The organism is Pectobacterium aroidearum, from assembly GCF_015689195.1.
Taxonomy (GTDB): Bacteria; Pseudomonadota; Gammaproteobacteria; order Enterobacterales; family Enterobacteriaceae; genus Pectobacterium; species Pectobacterium aroidearum.
Genome location: NZ_CP065044.1, coordinates 3,726,852 through 3,751,248, shown reverse-complemented (window position 1 = coordinate 3,751,248; position 24,397 = coordinate 3,726,852). Strand labels below are relative to the sequence as shown.

The 24,397-nt window shown below is 50.1% G+C and carries 22 protein-coding genes; 10 read left to right on the top strand and 12 right to left on the bottom strand.

Annotated features, from left to right (window positions below; genetic code table 11):
- Positions 1 to 2 precede the first annotated feature (2 nt).
- Both yajL and panE read right to left on the bottom strand, forming a co-directional pair.
- Positions 3 to 593, bottom strand: a complete 591-nt coding sequence (yajL, locus tag I2D83_RS16795) for a protein deglycase YajL (RefSeq protein ID WP_205946951.1) — start codon at positions 591 to 593, stop codon at positions 3 to 5.
- A complete protein-coding gene (gene panE, locus I2D83_RS16790; RefSeq protein ID WP_180778283.1) occupies positions 556 to 1,464 on the bottom strand; it encodes a 2-dehydropantoate 2-reductase in 909 nt (302 codons plus the stop codon). The genes yajL and panE overlap by 38 nt, the downstream gene beginning before the upstream one ends.
- Positions 1,465 to 1,652: 188 nt before the next feature.
- On the opposite strand from panE, the gene I2D83_RS16785 reads away from it, so the two are divergent.
- Positions 1,653 to 2,144, top strand: coding sequence for a YajQ family cyclic di-GMP-binding protein (locus I2D83_RS16785; RefSeq protein WP_015839336.1), 492 nt, complete (start codon positions 1,653 to 1,655; stop codon positions 2,142 to 2,144).
- Positions 2,145 to 2,203: 59 nt separating this feature from the next.
- Here the strand turns inward: I2D83_RS16785 and I2D83_RS16780 are convergent, their stop codons facing one another.
- The 8 genes from I2D83_RS16780 to I2D83_RS16745 form a co-directional block, all read right to left on the bottom strand.
- Complete coding sequence (locus I2D83_RS16780; protein WP_182099313.1) at positions 2,204 to 3,568, bottom strand: MFS transporter; 1,365 nt, start codon at positions 3,566 to 3,568, stop codon at positions 2,204 to 2,206.
- A 228-nt stretch (positions 3,569 to 3,796) separates the two neighbouring features.
- Positions 3,797 to 4,687, bottom strand: a complete 891-nt coding sequence (gene cyoE / locus I2D83_RS16775; protein ID WP_005976015.1) for a heme o synthase — start codon at positions 4,685 to 4,687, stop codon at positions 3,797 to 3,799.
- A 14-nt stretch (positions 4,688 to 4,701) separates the two neighbouring features.
- The gene (locus I2D83_RS16770) at positions 4,702 to 5,034 is read right to left on the bottom strand and encodes a cytochrome o ubiquinol oxidase subunit IV (protein ID WP_015839339.1); all 333 of its coding nucleotides are present in this window, start codon (positions 5,032 to 5,034) and stop codon (positions 4,702 to 4,704) included.
- Positions 5,034 to 5,648: a cytochrome o ubiquinol oxidase subunit III gene (locus tag I2D83_RS16765; RefSeq protein WP_015839340.1), complete on the bottom strand. Its 615-nt coding sequence runs from the start codon at positions 5,646 to 5,648 to the stop codon at positions 5,034 to 5,036. Before I2D83_RS16765 ends, I2D83_RS16770 begins: the two co-directional genes overlap by 1 nt.
- Entirely contained in the window at positions 5,638 to 7,629 is a 1,992-nt protein-coding gene (cyoB, locus tag I2D83_RS16760) for a cytochrome o ubiquinol oxidase subunit I (RefSeq protein WP_015839341.1), read from the bottom strand. The genes I2D83_RS16765 and cyoB overlap by 11 nt, the downstream gene beginning before the upstream one ends.
- Before the next feature lie 4 nt (positions 7,630 to 7,633).
- Entirely contained in the window at positions 7,634 to 8,596 is a 963-nt protein-coding gene (gene cyoA / locus I2D83_RS16755) for a cytochrome o ubiquinol oxidase subunit II (protein ID WP_015839342.1), read from the bottom strand.
- Positions 8,597 to 9,018: 422 nt separating this feature from the next.
- Positions 9,019 to 10,506, bottom strand: a complete 1,488-nt coding sequence (gene ampG / locus I2D83_RS16750) for a muropeptide MFS transporter AmpG (protein WP_015839343.1) — start codon at positions 10,504 to 10,506, stop codon at positions 9,019 to 9,021.
- 59 nt (positions 10,507 to 10,565) lie between these two features.
- Positions 10,566 to 11,144 (bottom strand): lipoprotein, encoded by a 579-nt coding sequence (locus tag I2D83_RS16745; protein ID WP_015839344.1) that lies wholly within the window; start codon positions 11,142 to 11,144, stop codon positions 10,566 to 10,568.
- 337 nt (positions 11,145 to 11,481) lie between these two features.
- Between I2D83_RS16745 and bolA the strand changes: the two genes are divergently transcribed.
- The 9 genes from bolA (at position 11,482) to I2D83_RS16700 (ending at position 22,269) form a co-directional block, all read left to right on the top strand.
- The gene (gene bolA, locus I2D83_RS16740; protein ID WP_015839345.1) at positions 11,482 to 11,796 is read left to right on the top strand and encodes a transcriptional regulator BolA; all 315 of its coding nucleotides are present in this window, start codon (positions 11,482 to 11,484) and stop codon (positions 11,794 to 11,796) included.
- A gap of 316 nt (positions 11,797 to 12,112) precedes the next feature.
- On the top strand, positions 12,113 to 13,417 hold the full coding sequence (gene tig / locus I2D83_RS16735; RefSeq protein WP_015839346.1) for a trigger factor: 1,305 nt from the start codon (positions 12,113 to 12,115) through the stop codon (positions 13,415 to 13,417).
- A 503-nt stretch (positions 13,418 to 13,920) separates the two neighbouring features.
- Positions 13,921 to 14,544, top strand: a complete 624-nt coding sequence (gene clpP, locus I2D83_RS16730) for an ATP-dependent Clp endopeptidase proteolytic subunit ClpP (RefSeq protein WP_010282141.1) — start codon at positions 13,921 to 13,923, stop codon at positions 14,542 to 14,544.
- A 163-nt stretch (positions 14,545 to 14,707) separates the two neighbouring features.
- Positions 14,708 to 15,982: an ATP-dependent protease ATP-binding subunit ClpX gene (gene clpX / locus I2D83_RS16725; RefSeq protein WP_015839347.1), complete on the top strand. Its 1,275-nt coding sequence runs from the start codon at positions 14,708 to 14,710 to the stop codon at positions 15,980 to 15,982.
- Between the two features lie 191 nt (positions 15,983 to 16,173).
- Positions 16,174 to 18,555, top strand: a complete 2,382-nt coding sequence (gene lon / locus I2D83_RS16720; protein WP_180778287.1) for an endopeptidase La — start codon at positions 16,174 to 16,176, stop codon at positions 18,553 to 18,555.
- A 197-nt stretch (positions 18,556 to 18,752) separates the two neighbouring features.
- Positions 18,753 to 19,025, top strand: a complete 273-nt coding sequence (gene hupB, locus I2D83_RS16715; RefSeq protein ID WP_005976031.1) for a nucleoid-associated protein HU-beta — start codon at positions 18,753 to 18,755, stop codon at positions 19,023 to 19,025.
- A 355-nt stretch (positions 19,026 to 19,380) separates the two neighbouring features.
- Positions 19,381 to 21,261 (top strand): peptidylprolyl isomerase, encoded by a 1,881-nt coding sequence (ppiD, locus tag I2D83_RS16710; protein WP_205946950.1) that lies wholly within the window; start codon positions 19,381 to 19,383, stop codon positions 21,259 to 21,261.
- A 138-nt stretch (positions 21,262 to 21,399) separates the two neighbouring features.
- Positions 21,400 to 21,765: a helix-hairpin-helix domain-containing protein gene (locus I2D83_RS16705; RefSeq protein ID WP_181844590.1), complete on the top strand. Its 366-nt coding sequence runs from the start codon at positions 21,400 to 21,402 to the stop codon at positions 21,763 to 21,765.
- 105 nt (positions 21,766 to 21,870) lie between these two features.
- Complete coding sequence (locus tag I2D83_RS16700; RefSeq protein ID WP_015839351.1) at positions 21,871 to 22,269, top strand: acyl-CoA thioesterase; 399 nt, start codon at positions 21,871 to 21,873, stop codon at positions 22,267 to 22,269.
- 76 nt (positions 22,270 to 22,345) lie between these two features.
- Here I2D83_RS16700 and queC read toward each other — a convergent pair whose 3' ends face one another.
- On the bottom strand, positions 22,346 to 23,041 hold the full coding sequence (gene queC, locus I2D83_RS16695) for a 7-cyano-7-deazaguanine synthase QueC (protein WP_205946949.1): 696 nt from the start codon (positions 23,039 to 23,041) through the stop codon (positions 22,346 to 22,348).
- Positions 23,042 to 23,166: 125 nt separating this feature from the next.
- Positions 23,167 to 24,243: a PLP-dependent cysteine synthase family protein gene (locus I2D83_RS16690; protein WP_205946948.1), complete on the bottom strand. Its 1,077-nt coding sequence runs from the start codon at positions 24,241 to 24,243 to the stop codon at positions 23,167 to 23,169.
- Positions 24,244 to 24,397 lie beyond the last annotated feature (154 nt).

The window sequence follows — 24,397 nt, the reverse complement described above, 5'->3', positions numbered from 1 at the left end:
TGCTAATCACGATAGTTATGAATTCCCGGCGGCAGGATGAGCTGTGCGGCGACCTCGGCGGCTTTTTCTCTCCCCAGCAGCAAATCAATGATCTTCAAAGCGAAATCCATACTGGTGCCCGGCCCTTGTGTGGTTAACAGATTCACTCGAGGATCGTAGACGACACGTTTTTCCATCCATTTCTCTGGCGCGATGCGATCTTTGAAGGCCGGATAGCCCGTCATGTTTCCCACGGGGAACAGTTGATGATGCTCAAGCACCAGCGCAGGGGTTGCACACATCGCGGCGACAATTTTTCCTTCCAGATGCGCTTGTCTGATGCATTCCACCAGTATTGGGCTATCGCGGAAGCATTCCGCACCTTGCAACCCCCCCGGTAATACCAACACATCGAAAGGCCGATCGGCAACGGCAGCCAGCGGCGCATCCGCCAGTAGCCTTACCCCGCGTGAGCAGACAATTTCAAGATTGCCATCGCTGGCTACGCTGGCAAGCGTTACCTGAATGCCTGCCCGGACAAGCAAATCGATGGTTGTGACGGCTTCAGTTTCTTCACTACCAGGTGCCAGACACACCAGTGCCGATGCGGTCATAATCATTTTCCTTTTGCTTAATGTAGTCAAACAGGCGGGCATTTTCGGGGAGCGTCAGGCCGTGGAGGCGCGCACGGTGCAGTAAATACCCGGTAATGTAGTCAATTTCGGTATGTCGCTGAGCGATGATGTCCTGCAACATTGATGAGGTGTTTGCTGCGGTGTTCAGAATAATTTGATTAACGTAGAGCAGCAGACTGTCTCGCGATGTATGGAAACCCTCTCGTTCCATGACGCTGGCTACTTCCTGACAAAGCGACGCAATCAATTCCGGGTACGCAGAAAGCTCGCCATTGGTGCAGTGATATTTCACCGTGAGTGGGTTGATGACACAGTTAGCCGCCAGCTTCAGCCAGCAGGTGGCGCTAATATTGGTGTGCCAGGCGACATCAGGTAAGGCCTGATGCAGCACTTCGGCCAGATGGCTTTGGCTGCTGTCGCCATTAAACGTGCCGATATGCGTTGTGCCTGCGGCAACATGCACGACGTTGTTTGCGTCGCGCCGTGCGGCATGAGTGGTAATACCCAGTACCAGTGGCTGCTGTAGCGACGGTAATTCTTCTCGCGTGCCCATCCCGTTGTGTAAAAGCAGAATTGTGCAGTGTGGGTTGAGCTGTGGCAGCAGTACGGTAACGGCATCGGAAACCTGCCAGGCTTTTAGCGTTACCAGCAGCAATTCGCTTTGGGCAAGGTGTTCGGGATCGTTAGCTGTCAGGTTGAGATTACAGTGCTGGCCGTCCAGCATCGTGACATTGACCGGACAATAAGGTTGCGGAATACGCAGCCATCCCTGGACATCATGCCCTTGCTGATGCAGCGCGGCGAGCCAAAGTTGGCCTAGCGCGCCACAGCCAAGAACGGTGATTTTCATGTGCGTCTCCCTTATTTGATGCGGGCGCTGTTGTTCTGCCATCATAGGCTATCATTCATGTCACGATCTTGTGCTATTCGGCCTGTTTACCCGATGTAGAGTAAAAATCGGGATCGTGTCTGGTATCTTGCTTATCGCAGAAGAGCGGTTATTATGCTCGCCAGCCACATTTGTCAGGAGAGCGAATTATGCCATCTTTCGATATTGTTTCGGAAATTGATATGCAGGAAGTCCGCAACGCGGTGGAAAATGCCACGCGTGAGCTGAGCACACGCTGGGATTTCCGCAATGTTCCGGCCAGCTTTGAACTGAATGAGAAATCGCAAAGCATTAAAGCGACCAGCGAGTCTGATTTTCAGGTCCAGCAACTGATTGATATTATGCGCGAGAAATTGCTGAAGCGCGGGATTGAAGGCGGGGCGTTAGAGGTCCCGGAAGAGTTCGAGCACAGCGGTAAAACGTATAGCGTGGAAGCCAAATTGAAGCAGGGCATCGAAACCACGCAGGCGAAGAAAATCGTCAAGCTGATTAAAGACAGTAAGCTGAAAGTACAGGCACAGATTCAGGGTGAGCAAGTTCGCGTTACAGGCAAATCACGTGATGATTTGCAGGGCGTGATGGCGTTGATTCGCGGTGGGAATCTGGGGCAGCCGTTCCAGTTTACCAACTTCCGGGATTGATGCTTCTTCATCATTTGTCGATGAACAGCAAGGCCAGCGAAAGCTGGCCTTTTGTTTAATCAGATCTGGCCTGCGAGTTGTTCTAGCTGCTGGCGACTGGTCTTTTTGTTGTCGATCTTCACATAGGCGCTGTACTCATCCGGCACGATAACGACCTCGGCAACGCCGGGCTGAGTACGCATTTTCTGTTCCAGCTCACGATCCTGCAACGCTACATCGGACAGCGCGATTCTCAAACTGCTTAGATAAGGTGGTTCTTGCATGGTGAAGCTGACGAGTAGCCAAATGGCCGCAATGGCTGCGCCACCCATAAACACGGCAGAAGCGCCATAAAGCTCAAACAGCCCGCCGCCGAGACTCCCGCCAATGGCTACACCAATAAATTGCGTGGTGGAGTAAACGCCCATCGCCGTGCCTTTATATCCCGCTGGTGATTCCTTGCTAATCAGCGATGGCAACAGTGCTTCCATCACGTTGAAAGCCAGGAAGAACAGCTGTATGCCGATGATAATTTGCCAGAGATGGTTACCTGAACCCCATAAGACCACCTCTGCGGCGATCAGCACCACGATGCAGCCGATGAAGACCTGCTTCATCCGCCTTTTCACTTCGGCATAAATAATGAAAGGTACAACGCCTGCAAAGGAGATCAGCATGGTGACCAAATAGACTTTCCAGTGGTCCTGTGGTGCCAGTCCAGCGGACTCCATCGCGCGGGGCAGGGCGACGAAGCTCGACATCAATAAAATATGCAGGCACATGATGCCGATATTCAGTTTCAGCAGACGGCTATTGCCAAGTACTTTGCGAAAACTGCCGCGTACCATCGCGGATTCCCGATTCAGAACGTGTGCTGGTGCGGAAGGAATCAGGGTCAGAGTAATAACAATGCCCGCGAGTGATAAAAGAGCGATACCCCAGAAGAGCGCCTGTAAACCGAAGGCGTGGGTAACGATAGGACCGACGACCATCGCGATAGCAAAGGTGACACCGAAGCTTACGCCGATAAATGCCATCGCTTTCGTGCGGTTCTGTTCACGCGTCAGGTCGGAAAGCAATGCCATGACGGCAGCGGAGATGGCGCCCGCGCCCTGCAAAGCCCGGCCAAGGATAATGCCCCAGATAGAGTCGCTGAGTGCGGCGATGACGCTGCCGGCTGCAAAAATCAGCAGTCCTCCAACAATCAGAGGCTTTCTGCCGATACGGTCGGAGACCAGGCCGAAGGGAATCTGGAAAATAGCCTGCATCAGGCCATAAATACCAATCGCAATCCCGATCAGTGCTTCACTGGCGCCTTGTAATGCCATGCCGTAAGTCGTTAGCACAGGCAGCACCATGAACATGCCGAGCATGCGCAGTGAAAAAACGGCTCCCAAGCCCCATGTGGCGCGTAATTCGCCAGGGGTCATTTTATTATCGTTCATGCGTACCTCTGAAAACAATTGGCGCTATTTTAGTGCGTTATTGGCCAGACAGTAAACGATAGGTTTGTTACGTGATTTGGCGGAGGAGGGGAGAGGGAAATAAAAAGCGCAAAGCGTGTTTTTCAACGTCGCTTGCGGCGGCCCAAAGGGTAGCACGCAGGAAATAAGCCATAAAAAAACAGATGGACAAGCCACCTGTTTTTACTAACGCATAGAACGCGGTTGTGATTAACGCAGGTAGGTCAGCAGAACTTCATGCGCTGGTGCCATTGAATCCACAGACATCATCACGCTCAGTGAGGTAATTGCGACGATGGAGAAAACAAACAGTTTTCTTGCCCATACACGGTCATCAATCGCGTTTTTATAGCCTGACAGCGCCATGCCCAACCACCACACGCTAACGGCTGCGGCAACGATCAGATATTTGTAGCCAGCATAACCGCCGAGAGACAGCATCAATGTTGCGACCGCAAACGCCACGATATACAGCGTAATGTGGTTTTTCGCAACGGAGATACCTTTCACAACCGGCAGCACCGGGATGTTGGCGGCCTGATAATCCTTGAAGCGGAAAATCGCAATCGCGTATGAATGGGGCATTTGCCACAGGCTAAAGATCAGCAGCAGAATCAACGCGCCAGCATCGAACTGGTTGCTGACGGCACAGTAACCGATAACCGGTGGTGCTGCGCCTGACAGGCTGCCAATCAGCGTGCCATAAACAGAATGCCGCTTCATATACAGGCTATACACGCCGACATACACAACGAAGCCCATCACCGCCAGCCACATGGCCAGCGGGTTAGCCGCGATGTACAGCAGAGCAAAGCCCGCAATACCTAACAGCGATGCGTAAACCAGCGTTACCTTCAGTGAAATCAGCCCCTTTACCAGAACCCGATTTTTGGTTCTCTCCATTTTCTTGTCGATGTCGCGGTCAATGACGTTGTTAAATACGCAGCCAGACGCAACGACTAACGACACCCCCACAAGGGTGGCGAGAAACAGGGGATAATCAATGCGGCCTTGGGCCGCAAGGAGAAATCCACCGATAACGGAAATCAGATTTCCGAAAATAATTCCTGGTTTAGTAACTTGCAGGTATTGCTTAATCATCTTTTACGGCTCGGTTACTGGATCATCATATTGTGGTGTGCGCTCATCATAATCCAGATGGAGCCCACGACGACAATGGCGATAATCAGGACGGCAAACACAAGAGCCACCACGTTCCAGCGCTCTTCTGAGGACGTATTCAGGTGCAGGAAGTACACCAGATGCACCAGAATCTGAACCACTGCACATCCCACCACCGTGAAAAGAATGGCGTTATGTGAGGCAGTGCCGCTCATGACCATACTGAAAGGAATGACGGTCAAAATTACTGACAGTACAAAACCTATTACGTATGACTTAACGCTACCGTGGCTAGCACCTGAATGATCGGTTGTTGAATGACTCATTAGATTGCCCCCAGTAGATAAACAACGGTGAAGACGCAAATCCACACCACGTCAAGGAAGTGCCAGAACAGGCTCAGGCACATCAGACGTGTTTTGTTGGTTGCCGTCAGGCCACGTTTGGACACCTGAATCATCATGATGACCAACCAGATCAGACCGCCTGTTACGTGGAGCCCGTGAGTGCCGACCAGTGCGAAGAAGGCAGACAGGAACGCACTGCGATCCGGGCCATAGCCTTCAACAATCAGGTGATGGAATTCATAGATTTCCATCCCGATAAACACCAGACCGAACAAGAACGTTACGCCCAGCCAGGCATTAACCTGTGATTTGTTACCCTTGTTCATGGCGATCATTGCCATGCCGTAGGTAATACTACTGAACAGCAACGCGAACGTTTCTACCAGCACGAAGGGCAGTTGGAAAATGTCCTTCCCGCTTGGGCCGCCAGCAGTACCGTTAACCAGTACTGCATAGGTTGCGAACAGTGACCCGAAAATGATCAGGTCGCTCATCAGGTAGACCCAGAAGCCGAATACCTTGTTGGCTCCTGTGTCGTGGTGCCCATGCTCTGCATGGGCTGTATTGTGGTTAGTCAGAGTTTCAGTTGACATGTTTCACGCCTGCCTTACTGAGTTGATCAAAATTCTGATTCTCAATTTGCTCAATTTCTTTAACCGGCACGTAGTAATCCACGTCTTGATTAAAGCTATGCACAATCCAGGTCACAATCATGCCAGCGAAGCCAGCGATGGCCAGCCACCAGATATGCCAGATCATGGCAAAACCGAATACCAGGCTGAATGCGGAGATAATCACACCAGCGCCGGTGTTCTTCGGCATGTGAATCTCTTCATAGCTGGCAGGGCGCTTGTAAGCTTCACCTTTCTCTTTCGCTTCCCAGAACGCATCACGCTCGTCAACATGCGGCACGACAGCGAAGTTGTAGAACGGCGCAGGAGAAGAGGTTGCCCACTCCAGCGTACGCCCACCCCACGGATCGCCCGTCAGGTCACGGTTCTGGTGACGGTCACGGATACTGACGTAGAACTGGATCACCTGACACAGCACACCGATACCGATCAGCACTGCACCGATGGATGCCACAACCAGTAAGGCGTGGAATTCAGGGTTGATTTGCTGGCTCAGACGACGCGTCATTCCCATAAAGCCGAGAATATACAGCGGCATAAAGGCAACGAAGAAGCCGATAATCCAGAACCAGAACGCGCGTTTACCCCAGGTTTCGTTCAGGGTGAAACCAAAGGCTTTCGGGAACCAGTAAGTAATACCTGCGAAGCAACCAAACACTACGCCGCCGATGATCACGTTATGGAAGTGAGCAATCAGGAACAGACTGTTGTGCAGGACAAAGTTTGCGCCCGGTACGGCCAGCAGTACCCCGGTCATCCCACCGATGGTAAAGGTGATGATGAAGCCCGTGGTCCACAGCATCGTGGAGTGAGACTGAATGCGACCTTGATACATGGTGAACAGCCAGTTGAAGATTTTAACCCCGGTTGGGATTGAAATAATCATGGTGGCTATACCAAAGAAGGCGTTGACGTTCGCGCCGGACCCCATGGTAAAGAAGTGGTGCAACCAAACGATGAACGACAGAACCGTAATCGCGATAGTAGCCCATACCAGTGAGGTGTAGCCAAACAGACGTTTTTTACAGAAGGTGGCAACCACTTCGGAGTAAACGCCAAATATCGGCAGTACCAGAATGTAAACCTCAGGATGACCCCATGCCCAAATCAGGTTGATGTACATCATCATGTTGCCACCCATATCGTTGGTAAAGAAATGGGTGCCGAGGTAACGGTCAAGCGTCAGCAGCGCAATAGTAACGGTCAAAATTGGGAATGCGGCAATGATCAGCACGTTGGTACACAGTGCTGTCCAAGTAAATACCGGCATTTTCATCAGTGTCATGCCTGGCGCACGCATCTTCAGAATCGTCGCGAAGAAGTTAACGCCAGTCAGCGTGGTACCGATACCGGATATTTGTAGACTCCATATCCAATAATCGACCCCGACGCCGGGACTGTACTCCTTTCCTGAAAGCGGCGGATACGCCACCCAGCCAGTCTGCGCGAATTCACCGACCCCGAGAGAGAGGTTGATCAAGATAACGCCGACGACAAACAGCCAGAAGCTGAGGGAGTTCAGGAATGGGAAAGCAACGTCACGCGCACCGATCTGCAAAGGAACCGCAAGGTTCATCAGACCAACAACGAACGGTGTCGCCACGAAGAAGATCATGATTACACCGTGCGCGGTGAAAATCTGATCGTAGTGGTGAGCGTTTAGGAAGCCTTCTTGCCCGGCAGAGGCCAGAACCTGCTGGCCGCGCATCATGATGGCATCGGCAAAGCCACGAATCATCATCACCAGACCAACGATGATGTACATGATACCGATTTTCTTGTGGTCGACGGAGGTGAACCACTCGGCCCACAGCCATTTCCACTTGCCTAAATAGGTTATTGCCGCCAGCAGCGCAAGGCCGCCAACGATGATCGCCGCCACGGTGACCATAATAATGGGTTCGTGGTACGGAACCGCATCGAGTGTAAGTTTTCCGAACATCGTATTATCCCTCGGCTCCTTTGTGCGAGCTATGCTCGCCCATGTTCATACCCTCACCATGTTGCATGTTTTCGTCAGGCTTCATGCCTTCACCATGATGTTGCATGTTCATGTCGTTGCCTATGAATTTGCGAATAATATTATTGAACAAATCCGGCTGGACACTGGAGAAGTATTCGACAGGATGGAATTCACTTGGCTTAGCCAACGTGTTGAATTCATCCATAGTATTCAGTGTTTTGGAGGACGCACGAACGTTCGCAACCCACTGGTCGAACTCTTGTTGAGTTGGTGTGGCAATCGCGGTGAACTTCATTCCAGAGAAGCCTTTACCACTATAGCCGCCAGAGATACCGTCATACTTGCCCGGTTCGTTAGCGATCAAGTGGAGCTTCGTCTGCATTCCGGCCATTGCGTAAATCTGTCCACCAAGACGAGGAATGAAGAAGGAGTTCATCACAGAGTCGGATGTGATCTTGAATGCAACAGGCACGTTGGCAGGGAAAGCCAATTCGTTAACCGTAGCGATACCAAGATCTGGGTAAACAAACAACCATTTCCAGTCAAGCGAAATGACTTCGACATTGATTGGTTTGACGTCTGATACCAGTGGCTTGTACGGGTCAAGCGAGTGGGTCGTCTTCCAGGTAATCGTGCCAAGAATAACGATAATGATAATTGGTACAGTCCAGACTACAGCTTCTATCTTGTTGGAGTGTGACCAGTTCGGGGTATATTTTGCCTTTTCATTGGAAGCACGGAACTTCCAGGCAAAAGCTATCGTCATAACGATAACGGGAATCACAACGATCAACATCAGCCCGATGGCAGTCAGTATTAGCGATCTTTGTTCTAACCCGATCTCTCCTTTGGGGTTCATCAGCGCCATATCGCAACCGCTCAGTAGAACAGTGGCTGCAAATAAAGACAGCATCCCAAAAATTTTATTGTATTTCTTGAGTCTCATCTAGCGACCTCAATAACAAGGGCTCTATTGTCATTTCATGCGAGCGGGCATTTTACGGGAAGGTTACTGCACTGTAAACATGATTAAGGTTATGTCAGCCGATTGTTGCTGGTTTTTGCCCTTAATGTCACAAAGATAGCCAAAATAAAAATGGTTTTGAAAAACAGCAAATTAAGTGGCTACCCCGATGAGAGTATGGATGGATAATAAGAAATTACAACTTACCATAACGCTTATTTTCTATTTTTAGTTTGGTGAAATTTTTTGCTCAACATGTGTTTTTGATAACGAATGAAATTAGTTCTGGAGAGATTCTACGAGGAAATAAAATTTCCTCTAGCAAGATAATTATGAAAAAAATAATTAAATAAAGGAATGGAATTGGTTCAGGCAACCGATGAGAGCTACCTGAACGAATATCGTTAGTGCACAGACGGTCTGGACGCGCGTTTGAGTGACAGATAGTCCAGCAAGCTACCGAAGAAAATGCCCAGCAGCGCGAGCGTACCGCCTGCGATGAGCAGGTATTCTGCCAGTAAGGGCAATGAAGACCATTCCAACGCATTACTGATGAGCAGAATAAGCCACAGTGCCAGTAATACCACCCCTGACCCCAGTATATGTAAGGCCTTTCTGTAATAATTCTGGAAGTGTGTGCGTAACTGGAAGGTGTCCGTTTTCTGAGTAAATTCCAGCGTCTCACGGCAAATCATTAGAATTGCCAGGCCCGGTAATGCAGCCAAAATCGAGAACAGATAGAACCATGCCCAGCCGTAGGATTCGACAAACCAACCTGCGATAGGGCCGACGTACACCCGTCCGACGGCTGCAAGGGCGGAAAGCAGGGCAAACTGTGTGGCTGAGAATGATTTATTACACAGCGTCATCAAGAGCGCGACGAACGCTGCTGTCCCCATGCCGCCACAGAGATTTTCCAGAAAAACCGCGGTAGCCATGGTGAATAGGCTTTTGGCGGTAATCGCCAGTAGCCAGTACCCCGCATTGGATACGGCCTGAAGGATGCCAAACAGCATCAGCGCTCTGAATAATGAGAGTCGCTGCATCAATAATCCACCGTAAATCGCCCCCACGATGGTGGCGAAGAGTCCAAGCGTCTTGTTAACCAGCCCAACATCACCGGCATTGAAACCAACGCCGCGTATCAGGAAAGTGGTCGTCAAGCTGATCGCAAAGGCATCACCGAGTTTGTATAGCACGATCAACAGAAGAATGAGCCAGGCGTTGTTACGCTCGAAGAAATCACGCAGTGGGGCAACAATCGCTTGTTCCATGGTGCGCGGCGCAGGCTGACTATTTAGCGGTTCCGGTGCTAATAGGGTTGCGAACACACCGATCAGCATGAGTCCTGCCATGAGCCAATACGTTGCCTGCCAGCCGAGATAGCGATCCGCCATCCACAGAGCGAGTCCGCCTGAAACCAGCATGGCCAGACGGTAACCTAATACTGAGGTGGCCGCACCCGTACCGCGTTCCTCAGGGGGAAGTAAATCCGTCTTATAGGCATCAAAAACAATATCCTGAGAAGCCGAGCAGAATGCAACCATCACGGCCAGCGCCGCCAGCCACCAGAGATCGCGTGCTGGGTTCATAAATCCCATACCAATAATCGCAGCAATCAGCAGAAGTTGACTGAGAATTAGCCAGCCACGGCGTCTGCCAAGAAACGGTGGGGTATAGCGATCCATGAGGGGGGACCACAGAAACTTGAATACGTAGGCTTGACCAACCAAAGAGAAAAAACCGATGGTTTTCAGATCGACATTCTCGACAGTCATCCAGGCTTGCAATGTGCCTGATGTCAATGCCAGTGGTAAACCGGAAGCGAAGCCAAGCAACAGCATAAAAAGCGAATTACGTTGGCTGAATAAAGCAATGATGCGACTAAACATGAAGAGTCCTTTCCCTTACTCCGAGAGCGTTCAGGAGCAAGGGAAGCGGCATACAGAAATTAACGGGCGTTTTCTTTGACGAAGCTACTTACACTGGTGTCTTGCGCCATGTCGTTGATAACATCGCCTAGCACCGTGTTAACCGCATCGGTAATTTTGTCGTTGCTGGCGGTGAAAGCGCCCTGAACATTATAGGTTGAGCGGTAGTTTTTCACCTGCTTGTTGCCATTTGCTGCCTGAGAAATGATGGAGATATCTGCTTTGGTCGTGATGTTGTAGCGCAGGTTTCCTTCAGAGACATCGGCGTACAGGTGGTTAACCACAATCTGTAAAGCGACCGGGCCGCCCGTGCCGATCATATAACCACGCGCGGTCATTTGTTTCTCCAGCGCTTCTTGCAACAGGAAGCGCAGATCGCGGGAAGGCGTCAGCGTAATCAGCTGGCCGTCGCGATTCACTTTTGCCAGAGCCTGGTCGGCGCGCTGGTCTGCACCGTTGATGCTAATCGTTACGCCCATCAGCGTCGGATCCTGAGAAGGCAGGCTAATTTTAGGCGTGATGTTCAGCGTGTTGCTTTTTGCTGCACAGCCTGCAAGCAGAATTACGGCCAGTAGAGGGAAAAATAATTTTTTTAACATTCGTATTTTCTCAATAATGATTAGTGTGGTGAGCCGATAAATATTGTTGATATCATATCATCGCCACAGGCAGGAAAAAGAGCCGATAGCAGGTAAATTGTTCTGAAATTCATCTTTTTCGTGCCATGAGCCAGAAAAACCGTTTTTATCACATCAAGACCGTCGATGATATATCAATGCGTTGAGAAAATTTTCTGCTTTGTCTGGCGGCTTTTACGCATAACTGGTTGAAAAAACGCTAAGGTTATAATGATTCGGACATCGGTGAGTTGCAGTTGAGTGGCAGTTATGTCGCGTTGATATCAAATTTCCCCCCCAAGCCGAAAAGGGTAGTCGTATGATGCGTGAAACGATAGAAGAAAAGCTGCGTGTGGGCTTTGAGCCCATTCATTTAGAAGTGATCGATGAAAGCTATCGTCACAACGTGCCTGCGGGAGCGGAAAGTCATTTTAAAGTCGTGCTGGTCAGCGATAAATTCACGGGAGAACGCGTGATTGGTCGACACCGCGCCGTCTATGCCGTACTGGCTGAAGAGTTAGCGGGTTCAGTGCATGCGTTAGCATTACATACGTATTCGACAAAAGAGTGGGCCAGTTTGCAAAATGCCGTCCCTTCTTCACCACCTTGCGGCGGCGCTGGCATCCTTTCGTAATCATTAATATGGCCCGTTCCAGACATATCGGGGCGGGTTACTGACCAAAAGTGTGAATCTGTTGCTGTAATAGTCGGCCCTCCGTTCTCGACTCATCCTCTCTATACCGCTATAATGCCGCGTCTATTTTTTCCTGAATGTATTCGGGACGCTTCTGACTACAGGGAACGGGGTTGGCAATTTCCCGGTTCTGCGAGGTTTATTTAAGTCTGTGTGCCTTGGTGCCAGTTCTGAATCAGCCTTGCTGTCGTGAGATTTTTCGTCGCGAGAATAGTTTTGGGGTTGACCGATCACTGTGATTTTTTGAGGTAACAAGATGCAAGTTTCAGTTGAAACCACTCAAGGTCTGGGACGTCGCGTAACGATTACCGTTGCTGCTGACATCATTGAGAGTGCGGTGAAGAGCGAGCTGGTCAACGCGGCCAAAAAAGTACGTATTGACGGTTTTCGTAAAGGCAAAGTGCCGATGAATGTTGTTGCTCAGCGTTATGGTGCCTCTGTGCGTCAGGACGTATTGGGCGACCTGATGCAGCGCAACTTTGTTGACGCTATCATCAAAGAAAAAATTAATCCGGTTGGCGCGCCTAACTACATCCCTGGCGAATACGCTGTAGGCGGCGACTTCACTTACTCTGTTGAGTTTGAAGTGTACCCGGAAGTTGAACTGAAAGGTCTGGATGCGATCGAAGTTGAAAAACCGGTTGTTGAAGTGACTGACGCTGATGTTGATACCATGCTGGAAACGCTGCGTAAGCAACAGGCGACCTGGAAAGAAACTGACCGTGCTGCGGCAGCGGAAGATCGTGTCACTATCGATTTCACTGGCTCTATCGACGGTGAAGTCTTTGAAGGCGGCAAAGCTTCTGACTTCGTTCTGGCAATGGGCCAGAATCGTATGATCCCAGGTTTTGAAGATGGCGTTGTTGGGCACAAAGCCGGTGAAGAATTCACTATCGATGTGAACTTCCCTGAAGACTACCACGCTGAAAACCTGAAAGGAAAAGCGGCTCAGTTCGCTATCGTCCTGAAGAAAGTTGAAGAGCGTGAACTGCCTGAACTGACTGAAGAATTCATCAAGCGTTTCGGCGTGGCTGATGGTTCTCAGGAAGGTCTGCGTGCTGAAGTCCGTAAAAATATGGAACGTGAGCTGAAAGGCGCGGTGCGTAACCGTGTGAAAACTCAGGTTCTGGACGGACTGATCAATGCAAACGAAATCGACGTGCCAGCGGCACTGATCGATGGCGAAATCGATGTTCTGCGTCGTCAGGCTGCACAGCGTTTTGGCGGCAACGAGAAGCAAGCGCAGGAATTACCGCGTGAGCTGTTCGAAGAGCAGGCTAAACGCCGCGTGGTTATCGGTCTGTTGCTGGGTGAAGTCATCAGCAGCAATGAGCTGAAAGCTGACGAAGCTCGCGTTAACGCACTGATCGAAGAGATGGCTTCTGCGTACGAAGATCCGCAGGAAGTTATCGAGTTCTACGGCAAAAACAAAGAGCTGTTGAACAACATGCGTAACGTCGCTCTGGAAGAGCAAGCGGTAGAAACCGTACTTGCTAAAGCGAAAGTTGTTGAGAAATCAGTAAGCTTCAACGAGCTGATGAATCAAACTGCTACAGCATAAACATTGTTGATGGCGTAGCAGGGAACTTTCCCTATCAAAAGCCCGTGCCTTATGGCGCGGGCTTTTTGCTTATAGGTTTGTGCGATGTAGATGGTTATTGTTTCGATTGTACTTTATCTCTGGTGTTTACCCTCTCAGCCCCATTAGCGTATAGACGAGGAATGGCGGTCTGAAATTGCACTATTATTAAAGCAGACAAAGAATTTATGAGGTCAGGCAAGGGGTTAAACCTCAGGTTTGCCGTGCCGATAACGTGTTAATAATAAAATAATTGGTTCTTTAATAGAGAACGATTGATAGTGTAAGCTTGAAATACAATGCGTGTGCCCCCACTCACTGAAGAGGAAAAGTAGGCACAGCAGGTAAGGATTCTCGGCCGATAGGTTGTTCAGCAGTGAAGGGATAGGGTTCCATAGTCATCCCCCCCTATCTCTAGTAGAATTGAATGCAATGCTTGAACAACGTAACAAGAGTGCCGGACGCATTTTATCTAGGAGACGTGAATGTCATACAGTGGCGAACAAGAAAGACAAGCACCTCATATGGCGTTAGTGCCGATGGTGGTTGAACAGACCTCGCGTGGGGAACGTTCTTACGATATCTATTCCCGTCTGCTAAAAGAACGGATAATCTTCCTGACCGGTCAGGTTGAAGATCATATGGCGAATCTGGTTGTTGCACAGATGCTGTTTCTGGAAGCCGAAAACCCAGAAAAAGACATTTATCTGTACATTAACTCTCCTGGTGGCGTCATCACTGCCGGTATGTCCATTTACGACACCATGCAGTTTATCAAGCCAGATGTCAGCACGATCTGTATGGGACAGGCTTGCTCAATGGGCGCATTCCTGTTGACGGCGGGTGCCAAAGGCAAACGTATTTGTCTGCCTAACTCGCGCGTTATGATTCACCAGCCGTTGGGCGGCTTCCAGGGGCAGGCTACGGATATTGAAATCCATGCCAAAGAAATTTTGAAAGTGAAAGCCAAAATGAATGAACTGATGGCTAAACATACGGGTCAGCCTCTTGAAGCGATAGAGAGAGACACCGAGCGCGATCGTTTCCTCTCTGCCAGTGAGGCAGTAGACTACGGCTTGGTAGACTCCGTATTCACTAACCGCGGGTAATCACTCGCCATAGTAGCGGTCTGGTGTGGCTAAAAATCAGTGTTCGACCGATAGTCTGTTGTGCGGGGTTATTTTACGCGTATTGGCTATAAGTATCGGCGTTCGTTGTAGCGGTATCGCTGTGGTTGGCCTGCGGGCAAAAGACGAAAAAGAGGTTTAACTCATGACAGATAAGCGCAAAGACGGTTCAGGAAAGTTACTGTACTGCTCTTTTTGCGGCAAGAGCCAGCATGAAGTGCGTAAGCTGATTGCCGGGCCGTCGGTGTATATCTGCGATGAATGTGTTGACTTGTGTAACGACATTATTCGCGAAGAAATTAAAGAAGTGGCGCCCCATCGTGAGCGCAGTGCGTTGCCGACGCCACACGAAATTCGCCGCCACCTTGACGATTATGTTATTGGTCAAGAGCAGGCCAAGAAGGTGTTGGCCGTTGCGGTGTATAACCACTACAAACGCTTGCGTAATGGTGACAGCAGCAACGGGATCGAACTGGGTAAAAGTAACATCCTGCTGATCGGTCCTACCGGGAGCGGTAAAACGCTGCTGGCTGAAACGCTGGCGCGCTTCCTGGATGTACCATTCACCATGGCGGATGCCACGACGCTGACCGAAGCAGGTTACGTCGGTGAAGACGTTGAAAACATCATTCAGAAGCTGTTGCAGAAGTGTGATTACGATGTGCAGAAAGCACAGCGTGGGATTGTCTACATCGATGAAATCGACAAGATTTCTCGTAAGTCAGACAACCCGTCGATCACCCGCGATGTTTCAGGTGAAGGTGTACAGCAGGCGCTGCTGAAGCTTATCGAAGGGACGATTGCTGCTGTTCCGCCGCAGGGTGGGCGCAAGCATCCGCAACAGGAGTTCTTGCAGGTTGATACCTCTAAGATCCTCTTTATCTGCGGCGGCGCGTTTGCAGGGCTGGACAAAGTGATCGAGCAACGTACCGATACAGGTCGCGGCATCGGCTTTAATGCAACGGTTAAAGGATCGGCTGACAAAGCAACAGAAGGCGAGCTGTTAAGCAATGTTGAACCGGGTGACTTGATTAAATTCGGTTTGATTCCTGAGTTTATCGGCCGTCTGCCAGTGGTTGCTACGCTGAGAGAGCTGAGCGAAGAAGCGTTGATTCAGATTTTGCGTGAGCCTAAAAATGCGCTGACCAAACAGTATCAGGCGTTGTTCAACCTGGAGGGCGTTGAACTGGAATTCCGCGATGAAGCGCTGACGGCGATTGCCAAGAAAGCGATGGCGCGTAAAACCGGTGCACGTGGCCTGCGTTCTATCGTTGAAGCCGCTCTGCTGGATACCATGTATGACCTGCCATCGCTGGAAAGCGTGGACAAAGTCGTCATTGACGAATCTGTTATTGCGGGTCAATCCGAGCCATTGCTGATCTATGGCAAGCATGAAACCCAGCAAGCTTCTGGCGAATAAGTAATCAATTAAGCGTATCGAAAAATAAAAATGGGGGATTTTATCCCCCATTTGTTTTTTACACGCATGCTGGTCGTTGAATGTGAGATATTTATCCCCATATACTCAAATACCTATTTGATGAAACCCGCGAAAACCGCGTTTCACGATATTCCCATAACCTGGCGGAAACGAAACTAAGAGAGAGCTCTATGAACCCTGAGCGTTCCGAACGCATAGAAATCCCCGTATTGCCATTGCGCGATGTGGTGGTTTATCCGCACATGGTCATTCCGTTGTTTGTTGGTCGGGAGAAATCGATTCGGTGCCTTGAAGCCGCAATGGATCATGACAAAAAGATCATGCTGGTGGCACAGAAAGAAGCTTCAACGGATGAGCCAAGTATTAACGATCTTTTCTCGGTAGGGACGGTAGCCTCAATTCTTCAAATGCTGAAACTGCCTGACGGTACGGTAAAGGTACTGGTCGAGGGGTTGCAGCGTGCCCGTATTACGACGCTTTCTGACGGTGGCGAGCATTTCGCGGCAAAAGCCGAATATCTTGACTCTCCGGCGATTGATGAACGCGAGCAGGAAGTGCTCATGCGCACGGCAATCAATCAGTTTGAGGGTTACATCAAGCTGAACAAGAAGATCCCGCCGGAAGTACTGACATCACTGAACAGTATTGATGATGCCGCGCGCTTAGCCGACACCATTGCCGCACACATGCCGCTGAAATTGGCTGATAAGCAGTCGGTACTTGAAATGTTCGATATTACCGAGCGTTTAGAGTATCTGATGGCGATGATGGAATCCGAAATCGACCTGCTGCAGGTAGAAAAACGGATCCGTGGTCGCGTTAAGAAGCAAATGGAAAAAAGCCAGCGTGAGTACTATCTGAATGAGCAAATGAAAGCCATTCAGAAAGAGCTGGGTGAGATGGACGACGCGCCGGATGAACACGAAGCGTTAAAGCGTAAGATTGAAGCGGCAAAAATGCCGAAAGATGCACGTGAGAAAGCCGAAGCTGAACTGCAAAAGCTGAAGATGATGTCGCCGATGTCGGCGGAAGCGACGGTAGTGCGCAGTTATATCGACTGGATGGTGCAGGTTCCGTGGAATGCGCGTAGCAAAGTGAAGAAAGACTTGCTGAAAGCGCAGGAAATGCTGGATACCGACCATTATGGTTTGGATCGTGTGAAAGAACGCATCCTCGAATATCTCGCAGTACAGAGTCGTGTCAGCAAGATCAGAGGGCCGATTTTGTGTCTGGTAGGGCCTCCTGGCGTCGGTAAAACCTCGCTCGGTCAGTCCATTGCCAAAGCGACCGGACGTCAGTATGTGCGTATGGCGCTGGGTGGCGTGCGTGACGAAGCGGAAATCCGCGGACACCGCCGTACCTATATTGGCTCCATGCCGGGCAAACTGATCCAGAAAATGGCGAAAGTTGGCGTGAAAAACCCGCTGTTCCTGCTGGATGAGATCGACAAGATGTCTTCCGACATGCGTGGCGATCCGGCTTCTGCATTGCTGGAAGTGCTCGATCCTGAGCAGAACGTGGCGTTTAACGATCATTATCTGGAAGTCGACTACGATCTGTCTGATGTCATGTTTGTGGCGACGTCTAACTCCATGAACATCCCGGCGCCGTTGCTTGACCGTATGGAAGTCATTCGTCTTTCCGGCTATACCGAAGATGAAAAGCTGAACATCGCCAAACAGCACCTGTTGCCGAAACAGATCGAACGTAACGCGCTGAAGAACGGTGAGCTGTCGGTAGAAGACAGCGCGATTGTTGGCATTATCCGTTATTACACGCGTGAAGCTGGCGTACGTAGCCTGGAGCGTGAAATCTCCAAGCTGTGCCGTAAAGCAGTAAAAACGCTGTTGATGGATAAATCCACTAAGCATATTCAGGTTTCGGGCGATAACCTTAAGGATTTCCTTGGGGTACAGCGCTTTGACTATGGCCGCGCGGACGATGAAAATCGCGTAGGGCAGGTGACCGGTCTGGCCTGGACGGAAGTTGGCGGCGATCTGCTGACGATCGAAACCGCCTGTGTGCCGGGCAAGGGTAAATTGACCTATACTGGTTCGTTAGGCGAGGTGATGCAGGAGTCGATTCAGGCTGCGCTCACCGTAGTTCGTGCCCGTGCGGAAAAATTAGGCATCAATGCTGATTTTTACGAGAAGCGTGATATCCACGTTCACGTTCCTGAAGGTGCGACGCCGAAAGATGGGCCAAGTGCGGGTATCGCGATGTGTACCGCGCTGGTTTCTTGTTTGACCGGAAATCCGGTGCGTGCCGATGTGGCGATGACGGGGGAAATTACCCTGCGTGGTCTGGTACTGCCGATCGGCGGTCTGAAAGAGAAATTGCTGGCCGCACACCGTGGTGGAATCAAGACAGTATTGATTCCTGATGACAACAAACGCGATCTGGAGGATATCCCACAGAACGTGATTGCGGATCTGGAAATCCATCCGGTGAAACGTATCGAGGAAGTGTTGGCGTTAGCGTTGCAGAATTCGCCTTCTGGCATGCAAGTGGTCTCTGCGCCTAAAGCAAAGACCAAAGCCAAGGCAAAATAGTGACCTGTCGCAAAAACCCTTGAGAAAATCAGGGCTGGTGAGTGAAATCGTGCTTGCCAGCTTTTTTTTGTACCGCTAAGTTAGAGCACTGTTAGTTTTAGCCGTAACTGGCTGAGCATGACAGTATTGATAATAAGTTACGTGTCGCGTCTTGGGACATTGAAGCGCGATAAGAGAATTCCAGAGGGGATGACAGAGTGAACAAGTCACAATTGATCGACAAAATTGCCGCAGATGCTGATATTTCCAAAGCGGCAGCAGGGCGTGTGTTAGATGCAATTATTGGTTCCGTTACCGAATCCCTGAAAGAAGGGGATGATGTTGCTTTGGTTGGTTTTGGTACTTTCTCAGTGCGTGAACGTGCTGCTCGTACCGGCCGTAACCCGCAAACTGGTAAGGAAATCAGTATCCCTGCAGCAAAAGTACCAGGATTCCGTGCTGGTAAGACACTGAAAGACGCCGTTAACTGATTATTACGTCACAGGTTTGGCTGATAACTACTTTGGGTGCCAAACAATACCTGACGCAATGATATTGGTAGGGTAAGATACGAGGCGCATCATTTTATGATGTGCCTTTTATTTATATAGGACTATACCTACCCGACACACGGCAGAACGTGGCGAAGGCGACGTGAGAACGGCAAACTTTGTTTTTAACTAAACATCGATATTGCTTTCTAAACATCGCTGCTGGTCGTTTTGGTGGCGGGTAATAAGCTTAAGTGCGCCCTAGCCTTGTATTGGGCTATAGCAATCGCAAGGATGCATGGCTTCGGCCAGCGCAGGGAGTTTTATCCATTCTACAGCGGAGTGTTGTCACATTATGATGGACAATTTACGTACGGCCGCAAATAACGTCGTGCTCAAAATTATTCTTGCTTTGATCATCGCATCATTCGTTCTAACTGGCGTTGGTGATTATCTTATTGGTGGTTCAGGAGATTACGCTGCAAAGGTGAACGGGCAGGAAATTACCCGCGCACAGCTTGAGCAGGCGGTACAGAACGAACGCAGTCGTCAGCAGGAAGCCTTGGGTGAGAATTTCTCTCTTCTGGCGAGCAATGACGGTTACATGCAGCAATTGCGTAGGCAGGCACTCTCCCAACTCATTGATGAAACCTTGCTGGATCAGTATGCCAACAAGCTGGGGTTAAACATCAGTGATGAGCAAATCAAACAGGCGATCTTTGACGTTCCCGCGTTTCAGACAAACAACCGTTTTGATAATGAAAAGTATCTGGATCAGGTTCGCCGCCTTGGCGTAACGCCGGATATGTATGCTCAGATGCTGCGTAAGCAACTGACATCACAACAGCTGATTCGCGGTTTTGGCAATTCATCGTTCCTGCTGCCGCAGGAGATCGATAATCTGGTGAAACTGGCTGCACAAGATCGCGTTGTCCGTGTGGCAACCATTGATATTGCCGCCAAAGCGAAAGCCCAGACGGTGGCTGATGATGAAGTCCAGAGCTATTACGATCAAAACAAAGGCAATTTCATCGCACCGGAAGAATTCAAAGTCAGCTATATCACGTTGGATGCGGCGAGCATCATGGACGGCGTGAAAGTAGACGATGCTGCCATTAACGATTTCTACGAGCAGAACAAGAACGACTATTCCCAACCTGAGCGCAAAAAATTCAGCGTTATTCAGGTGAAGAATGAGGCCGATGCAACGTCTGTTCTGGACGCGCTGAAGCAAGGCGGTGATTTCGCTACGCTGGCGAAAGAAAAATCAACGGACATCATCTCGCGCCGTAACGGTGGCGATCTGGGATGGATGGACGAAAACAGCATGATTGATGAGCTGAAGCAGGCAAAACTGACAGAGAAAGGCCAGATTTCCGCAGCAATTAAATCTTCTGTTGGCTACCTGATTGTGCGTCTTGATGATGTTCAGCCACAGCAGATTAAACCGCTGAGCGAAGTGCGTGCCGAAATCGCTGAGAAAGTGAAGCATGAGAAAGCGCAGGATGGTTACTATGCGCTGCAGCAAAAAGTCAGCGAAGCGGCCAGCAATGACAACGAATCTCTGGCTTCAGCAGAAGAAGCGGCCGGTGTGAAAGCCACGCAGACCGACTGGTTTACGCGTGAGAAGGTCCCTGCCGCGCTGAATTTCCAACCGGTCACGCAGGCTATCTTTAGTGGCGCGCTGCTGGGGGAGAACGGTACTGCAGGCAACAACTCTGATGTGATTAACGTTGACGGTGACCGTGCTTTCGTTCTGCGTATCACTGAGCACAAACCTGAAAGCACTCGCCCTCTGGATCAGGTTCGTACCGAGATCGTAGAGACGTTGAAACGTCAGAAAGCTGAACAGCAGGCTCGTCTGGACGCTGAAAAAATTCTGGCTGAGCTGAAGCAAGGTAAAGACGACGCGCTGCAAGCGGCAGGGTTGAGCTTTGGTGAAGCAAAAACGATGTCTTCTATCTCTCAGGGTGATGCAACGGCTGAAGCTATTTTTGCTATGCCGCATCCAGAGAAGGATAAGTCGTCTTATGCGATTGCTCAGGATCAAGCGGGCAATGTCGTGCTGGTGGCGCTGGATAGCGTGACGCCACATCAGCTAAACGATGAGCAGAAAACACAGTTTGCCAGCCAGGTTCAGCAAGGTTCTCTGGGCGCACTGTTTGATTCTCTGCTGTCCAGCTTGCGTAGTGAAGCGAAAATCAAGATGGGCAATGCGGCGCAGGAACAGCAATAAGCCCCGCAAAAATTTGCAAATCGTTGCAACAACCAAAGGCCGCTTTCGCGGCCTTTTCCACATTTAAATTCTGCTGTTTGCGATGTTGACTGGCCTGCGGCAAGGTAGCCGTGCTGTCAAACACATGGAGGAAACAGCATGAAAAAATCAGGAATAAAAGCACTGTGCTTAATCATTGGGATGAGTTTATCTGGGTTGCCATTATTAGGGCAGGCTGCGCCTAAAGCCGCCGACGGTACGGCGACGGCGGTGAAGTCTGCACCAGCAGATCAGAAAGTGGAAAAAGCAACGCTTCCTGATGGCGATGAGGATAAGGTGAGCATCAATGCGGCAAGCGCTGCCGAGTTGGCCGAGATAATGAACGGCGTCGGGCTGAAAAAAGCAGAAGCGATAGTGCACTACCGTGAGCAAAATGGTCCTTTTACCCAGATTGAGCAATTAACTGAGGTATCAGGAATTGGGGCGGCATTGGTTGAGCGTAATCTCTCTCGTTTGAAACTGTGATACCAGTCGCAGCTCGGTTGAGCATTTCCTCTGGGCTGCGAACCTCTGCTAGGCTAATTATCAGGTCATACCAGTTATTGGTTTTGTCACAGGAGTATTACGGCTATGCAGACTTTCATTACCGTTCGTGGTTATCACATTGATGTTTATCAGCACGTTAATAACGCGCGCTATCTGGAGTTTCTGGAAGAAGCGCGTTGGCAATGGCTGGAGACGTTGCCTGCTTTTGGCTGGATGCACAGCAACAATATTGCTTTCGTTGTGGTGAACATCAATATCAACTACCGCAGACCTGCCGTTCTCGGTGATGTGCTGCGTATTGATAGCGAATTACTGCAGATGAATACAAAAAGCGGTGTGATCAGCCAGAAAATAACCCGAGTGTCTGATGAAAGCGACGTGGCTGATGCCACGCTGACGTTTGTCTGCATCGATTTATTGACGCAAAAAGCACTGCCGCTGGAGGGAGAACTGCTGGAACACCTAAACGAGATTCGCCGTTAATTGAAGCAGCAGGCCACGGTTGTACGACGTGGCCTGCTGTTTTTCGCGTTGCGTGATGTCTCTGTGTTGTGACGTATCAGCGTAGCCCTGCTTTCTGCTTCAGTGATGCCATGACAGCCGCGGAATCGTTTTGATATTGTGTGAGTCCGTTTGCGCGTAAATGACAGGCGGCACATTGACCACATCCATCACCTTTGATGCCGTTATAGCAGGTTAGCGTGTGATAGCGCACCGTATCGAGTTGCTGGTAGTAATCCGCCAACGCCCAGGTTTCCGCCTTATTGAGCCACATCAGCGGCGTTTCAAAACGAATATCGCGGGCAATACCTAATACAATAGCCTGATTTAGCGCCTTAACGAATTCGTCGCGACAATCAGGGTAGCCGGAAAAATCAGTCTCACACACGCCAGTAATGACGGCTTCTGCACCAACCTGATAGGCGTAGATAGAGGCGAGCGTCAGGAAAAGAATATTTCTTCCCGGAACGAAGGTGTTGGGGATGCCTTGCGCATTCGCATCGTAATCAGGAACTGGGATGCTGTCGCGCGTCAGGCTGCTGGTGGCGAGCTCATTCAGTAAGCCTACGTCCAGAACCTTATGCGCCGTTGCACCCAGTTTCAGGCTGAGTTCCCGGGCAATGTCAATTTCTGCACGGTGGCGTTGTCCATAATCGAAGGTGATACAGTGGACGTCATCATAGTGTTGCAGAGCCTGAATCAGACAGGTTGTGGAATCTTGTCCACCGCTAAAAACGACAACAGCACGCTTCATTCTTCATTCACCTTAACGCGACGTTAACCGCACTGCGTCTGTAACGCAGTGCGGTATAAAATCGCTATTTTACCTGAAAAATAGCCCATATTCAGCGCTGCGGCTGCGTGCTGGATATACCAACCTTACGCCAGACTGGGTTCAGGTATGAGATGGGACATCTCTGGGGTGTTTAGTGCATCAAGGTACGGGCTAATGTCGCCGATATTTTTTTCTACCCAACTACTGTTGTAGTAGGTATCCAGATAGCGTTCTCCGCTGTCACACAGCAGAGTTACAATCGCTCCTTTTTGACCGCGGCTCATCATTTCTTTGGCTAATTGCAGCATACCCCAAACATTCGTACCGGTAGAGGCCCCTGCTTTGCGGCCTAATACACTTTCCAGCCAGTACAGCGTTGCGATGCTGGCGGCGTCAGGTACTTTGATCATGCTATCAATGACGTCAGGAATAAAAGAAGGTTCTGCACGCGGACGACCAATACCTTCTATCCGGCTACCGCACGGACCTGTGATTGAGCGATCCCGCTGCTGGTAGCAATCGTAGAAGACTGAATTTTCTGGATCGACGACGACCAGTTGTGTATCCAGCCCCTGATAGCGAATGTAGCGCCCGAGTGTTGCCGATGTACCGCCCGTTCCGGCGCTCATCACGATATAGTCCGGTACAGGATACGGTTCTCGTGCCATTTGGCGGTAAATGCTGTCGGCAATGTTATTGTTGCCGCGCCAGTCGGTGGCGCGTTCTGCGTAGGTGAACTGATCCATATAATGGCCGTTCATCTCTTGTGCGAGCTGTTCTGATGCCGCATAGATTTGCCCCGCCTGTTCGACAAAATGACAGCGTCCACCATAGAACGCGATTTGCTCAATTTTTCTTTTTGCAGTGCAGGAGGGCATGACGGCGATAAACGGCAGGCCAAGCAGGCGGGCAAAATAAGCTTCTGATACCGCTGTGCTGCCGGATGACGCTTCAATAATCGGCGTGCCTTCTTTAATCCAACCGTTGCACAGCCCATAGAGAAACAAAGAACGCGCCAGACGATGTTTCAGGCTGCCGCTGGGGTGTGTGCTTTCATCTTTAAGGTAAAAATAAATACCGGGATAATCCGGAAGGGTCAAACGGATAAGATGCGTATCAGCCGAACGCTGAAAATCTGCTTCGATGGCGCTGATGGCATTTTTAACCCAGGCATTGGTCATGATGAAAACTCGGTTAGATAAATATTCGAATAGATTAACGAGTTTTCAGGATAAAAAAATTATCTTTTTATCTCTTCATGACCAATTTTATAGAAAAAATAACCCTTTTTATTTATTTTTGGGGATTATGTTTCTATTAAGGCAGATGACCTCG

What these genes read in the sequence shown, in the direction of transcription:
- I2D83_RS16700 (WP_015839351.1), top strand. Translation starts at nt 21,871, where the DNA reads ATGCAGACTTTCATTACCGTTCGTGGTTATCACATTGATGTTTATCAG.
- I2D83_RS16770 (WP_015839339.1), bottom strand. Translation starts at nt 5,034, where the DNA reads ATGAGTCATTCAACAACCGATCATTCAGGTGCTAGCCACGGTAGCGTT.
- clpX (WP_015839347.1), top strand. Translation starts at nt 14,708, where the DNA reads ATGACAGATAAGCGCAAAGACGGTTCAGGAAAGTTACTGTACTGCTCT.
- I2D83_RS16785 (WP_015839336.1), top strand. Translation starts at nt 1,653, where the DNA reads ATGCCATCTTTCGATATTGTTTCGGAAATTGATATGCAGGAAGTCCGC.
- I2D83_RS16690 (WP_205946948.1), bottom strand. Translation starts at nt 24,243, where the DNA reads ATGACCAATGCCTGGGTTAAAAATGCCATCAGCGCCATCGAAGCAGAT.
- ppiD (WP_205946950.1), top strand. Translation starts at nt 19,381, where the DNA reads ATGATGGACAATTTACGTACGGCCGCAAATAACGTCGTGCTCAAAATT.
- yajL (WP_205946951.1), bottom strand. Translation starts at nt 593, where the DNA reads ATGACCGCATCGGCACTGGTGTGTCTGGCACCTGGTAGTGAAGAAACT.
- I2D83_RS16765 (WP_015839340.1), bottom strand. Translation starts at nt 5,648, where the DNA reads ATGTCAACTGAAACTCTGACTAACCACAATACAGCCCATGCAGAGCAT.
- cyoB (WP_015839341.1), bottom strand. Translation starts at nt 7,629, where the DNA reads ATGTTCGGAAAACTTACACTCGATGCGGTTCCGTACCACGAACCCATT.
- cyoA (WP_015839342.1), bottom strand. Translation starts at nt 8,596, where the DNA reads ATGAGACTCAAGAAATACAATAAAATTTTTGGGATGCTGTCTTTATTT.
- I2D83_RS16745 (WP_015839344.1), bottom strand. Translation starts at nt 11,144, where the DNA reads ATGTTAAAAAAATTATTTTTCCCTCTACTGGCCGTAATTCTGCTTGCA.
- I2D83_RS16780 (WP_182099313.1), bottom strand. Translation starts at nt 3,568, where the DNA reads ATGAACGATAATAAAATGACCCCTGGCGAATTACGCGCCACATGGGGC.
- cyoE (WP_005976015.1), bottom strand. Translation starts at nt 4,687, where the DNA reads ATGATTAAGCAATACCTGCAAGTTACTAAACCAGGAATTATTTTCGGA.
- panE (WP_180778283.1), bottom strand. Translation starts at nt 1,464, where the DNA reads ATGAAAATCACCGTTCTTGGCTGTGGCGCGCTAGGCCAACTTTGGCTC.
- ampG (WP_015839343.1), bottom strand. Translation starts at nt 10,506, where the DNA reads ATGTTTAGTCGCATCATTGCTTTATTCAGCCAACGTAATTCGCTTTTT.
- tig (WP_015839346.1), top strand. Translation starts at nt 12,113, where the DNA reads ATGCAAGTTTCAGTTGAAACCACTCAAGGTCTGGGACGTCGCGTAACG.
- clpP (WP_010282141.1), top strand. Translation starts at nt 13,921, where the DNA reads ATGTCATACAGTGGCGAACAAGAAAGACAAGCACCTCATATGGCGTTA.
- lon (WP_180778287.1), top strand. Translation starts at nt 16,174, where the DNA reads ATGAACCCTGAGCGTTCCGAACGCATAGAAATCCCCGTATTGCCATTG.
- bolA (WP_015839345.1), top strand. Translation starts at nt 11,482, where the DNA reads ATGATGCGTGAAACGATAGAAGAAAAGCTGCGTGTGGGCTTTGAGCCC.
- I2D83_RS16705 (WP_181844590.1), top strand. Translation starts at nt 21,400, where the DNA reads ATGAAAAAATCAGGAATAAAAGCACTGTGCTTAATCATTGGGATGAGT.
- queC (WP_205946949.1), bottom strand. Translation starts at nt 23,041, where the DNA reads ATGAAGCGTGCTGTTGTCGTTTTTAGCGGTGGACAAGATTCCACAACC.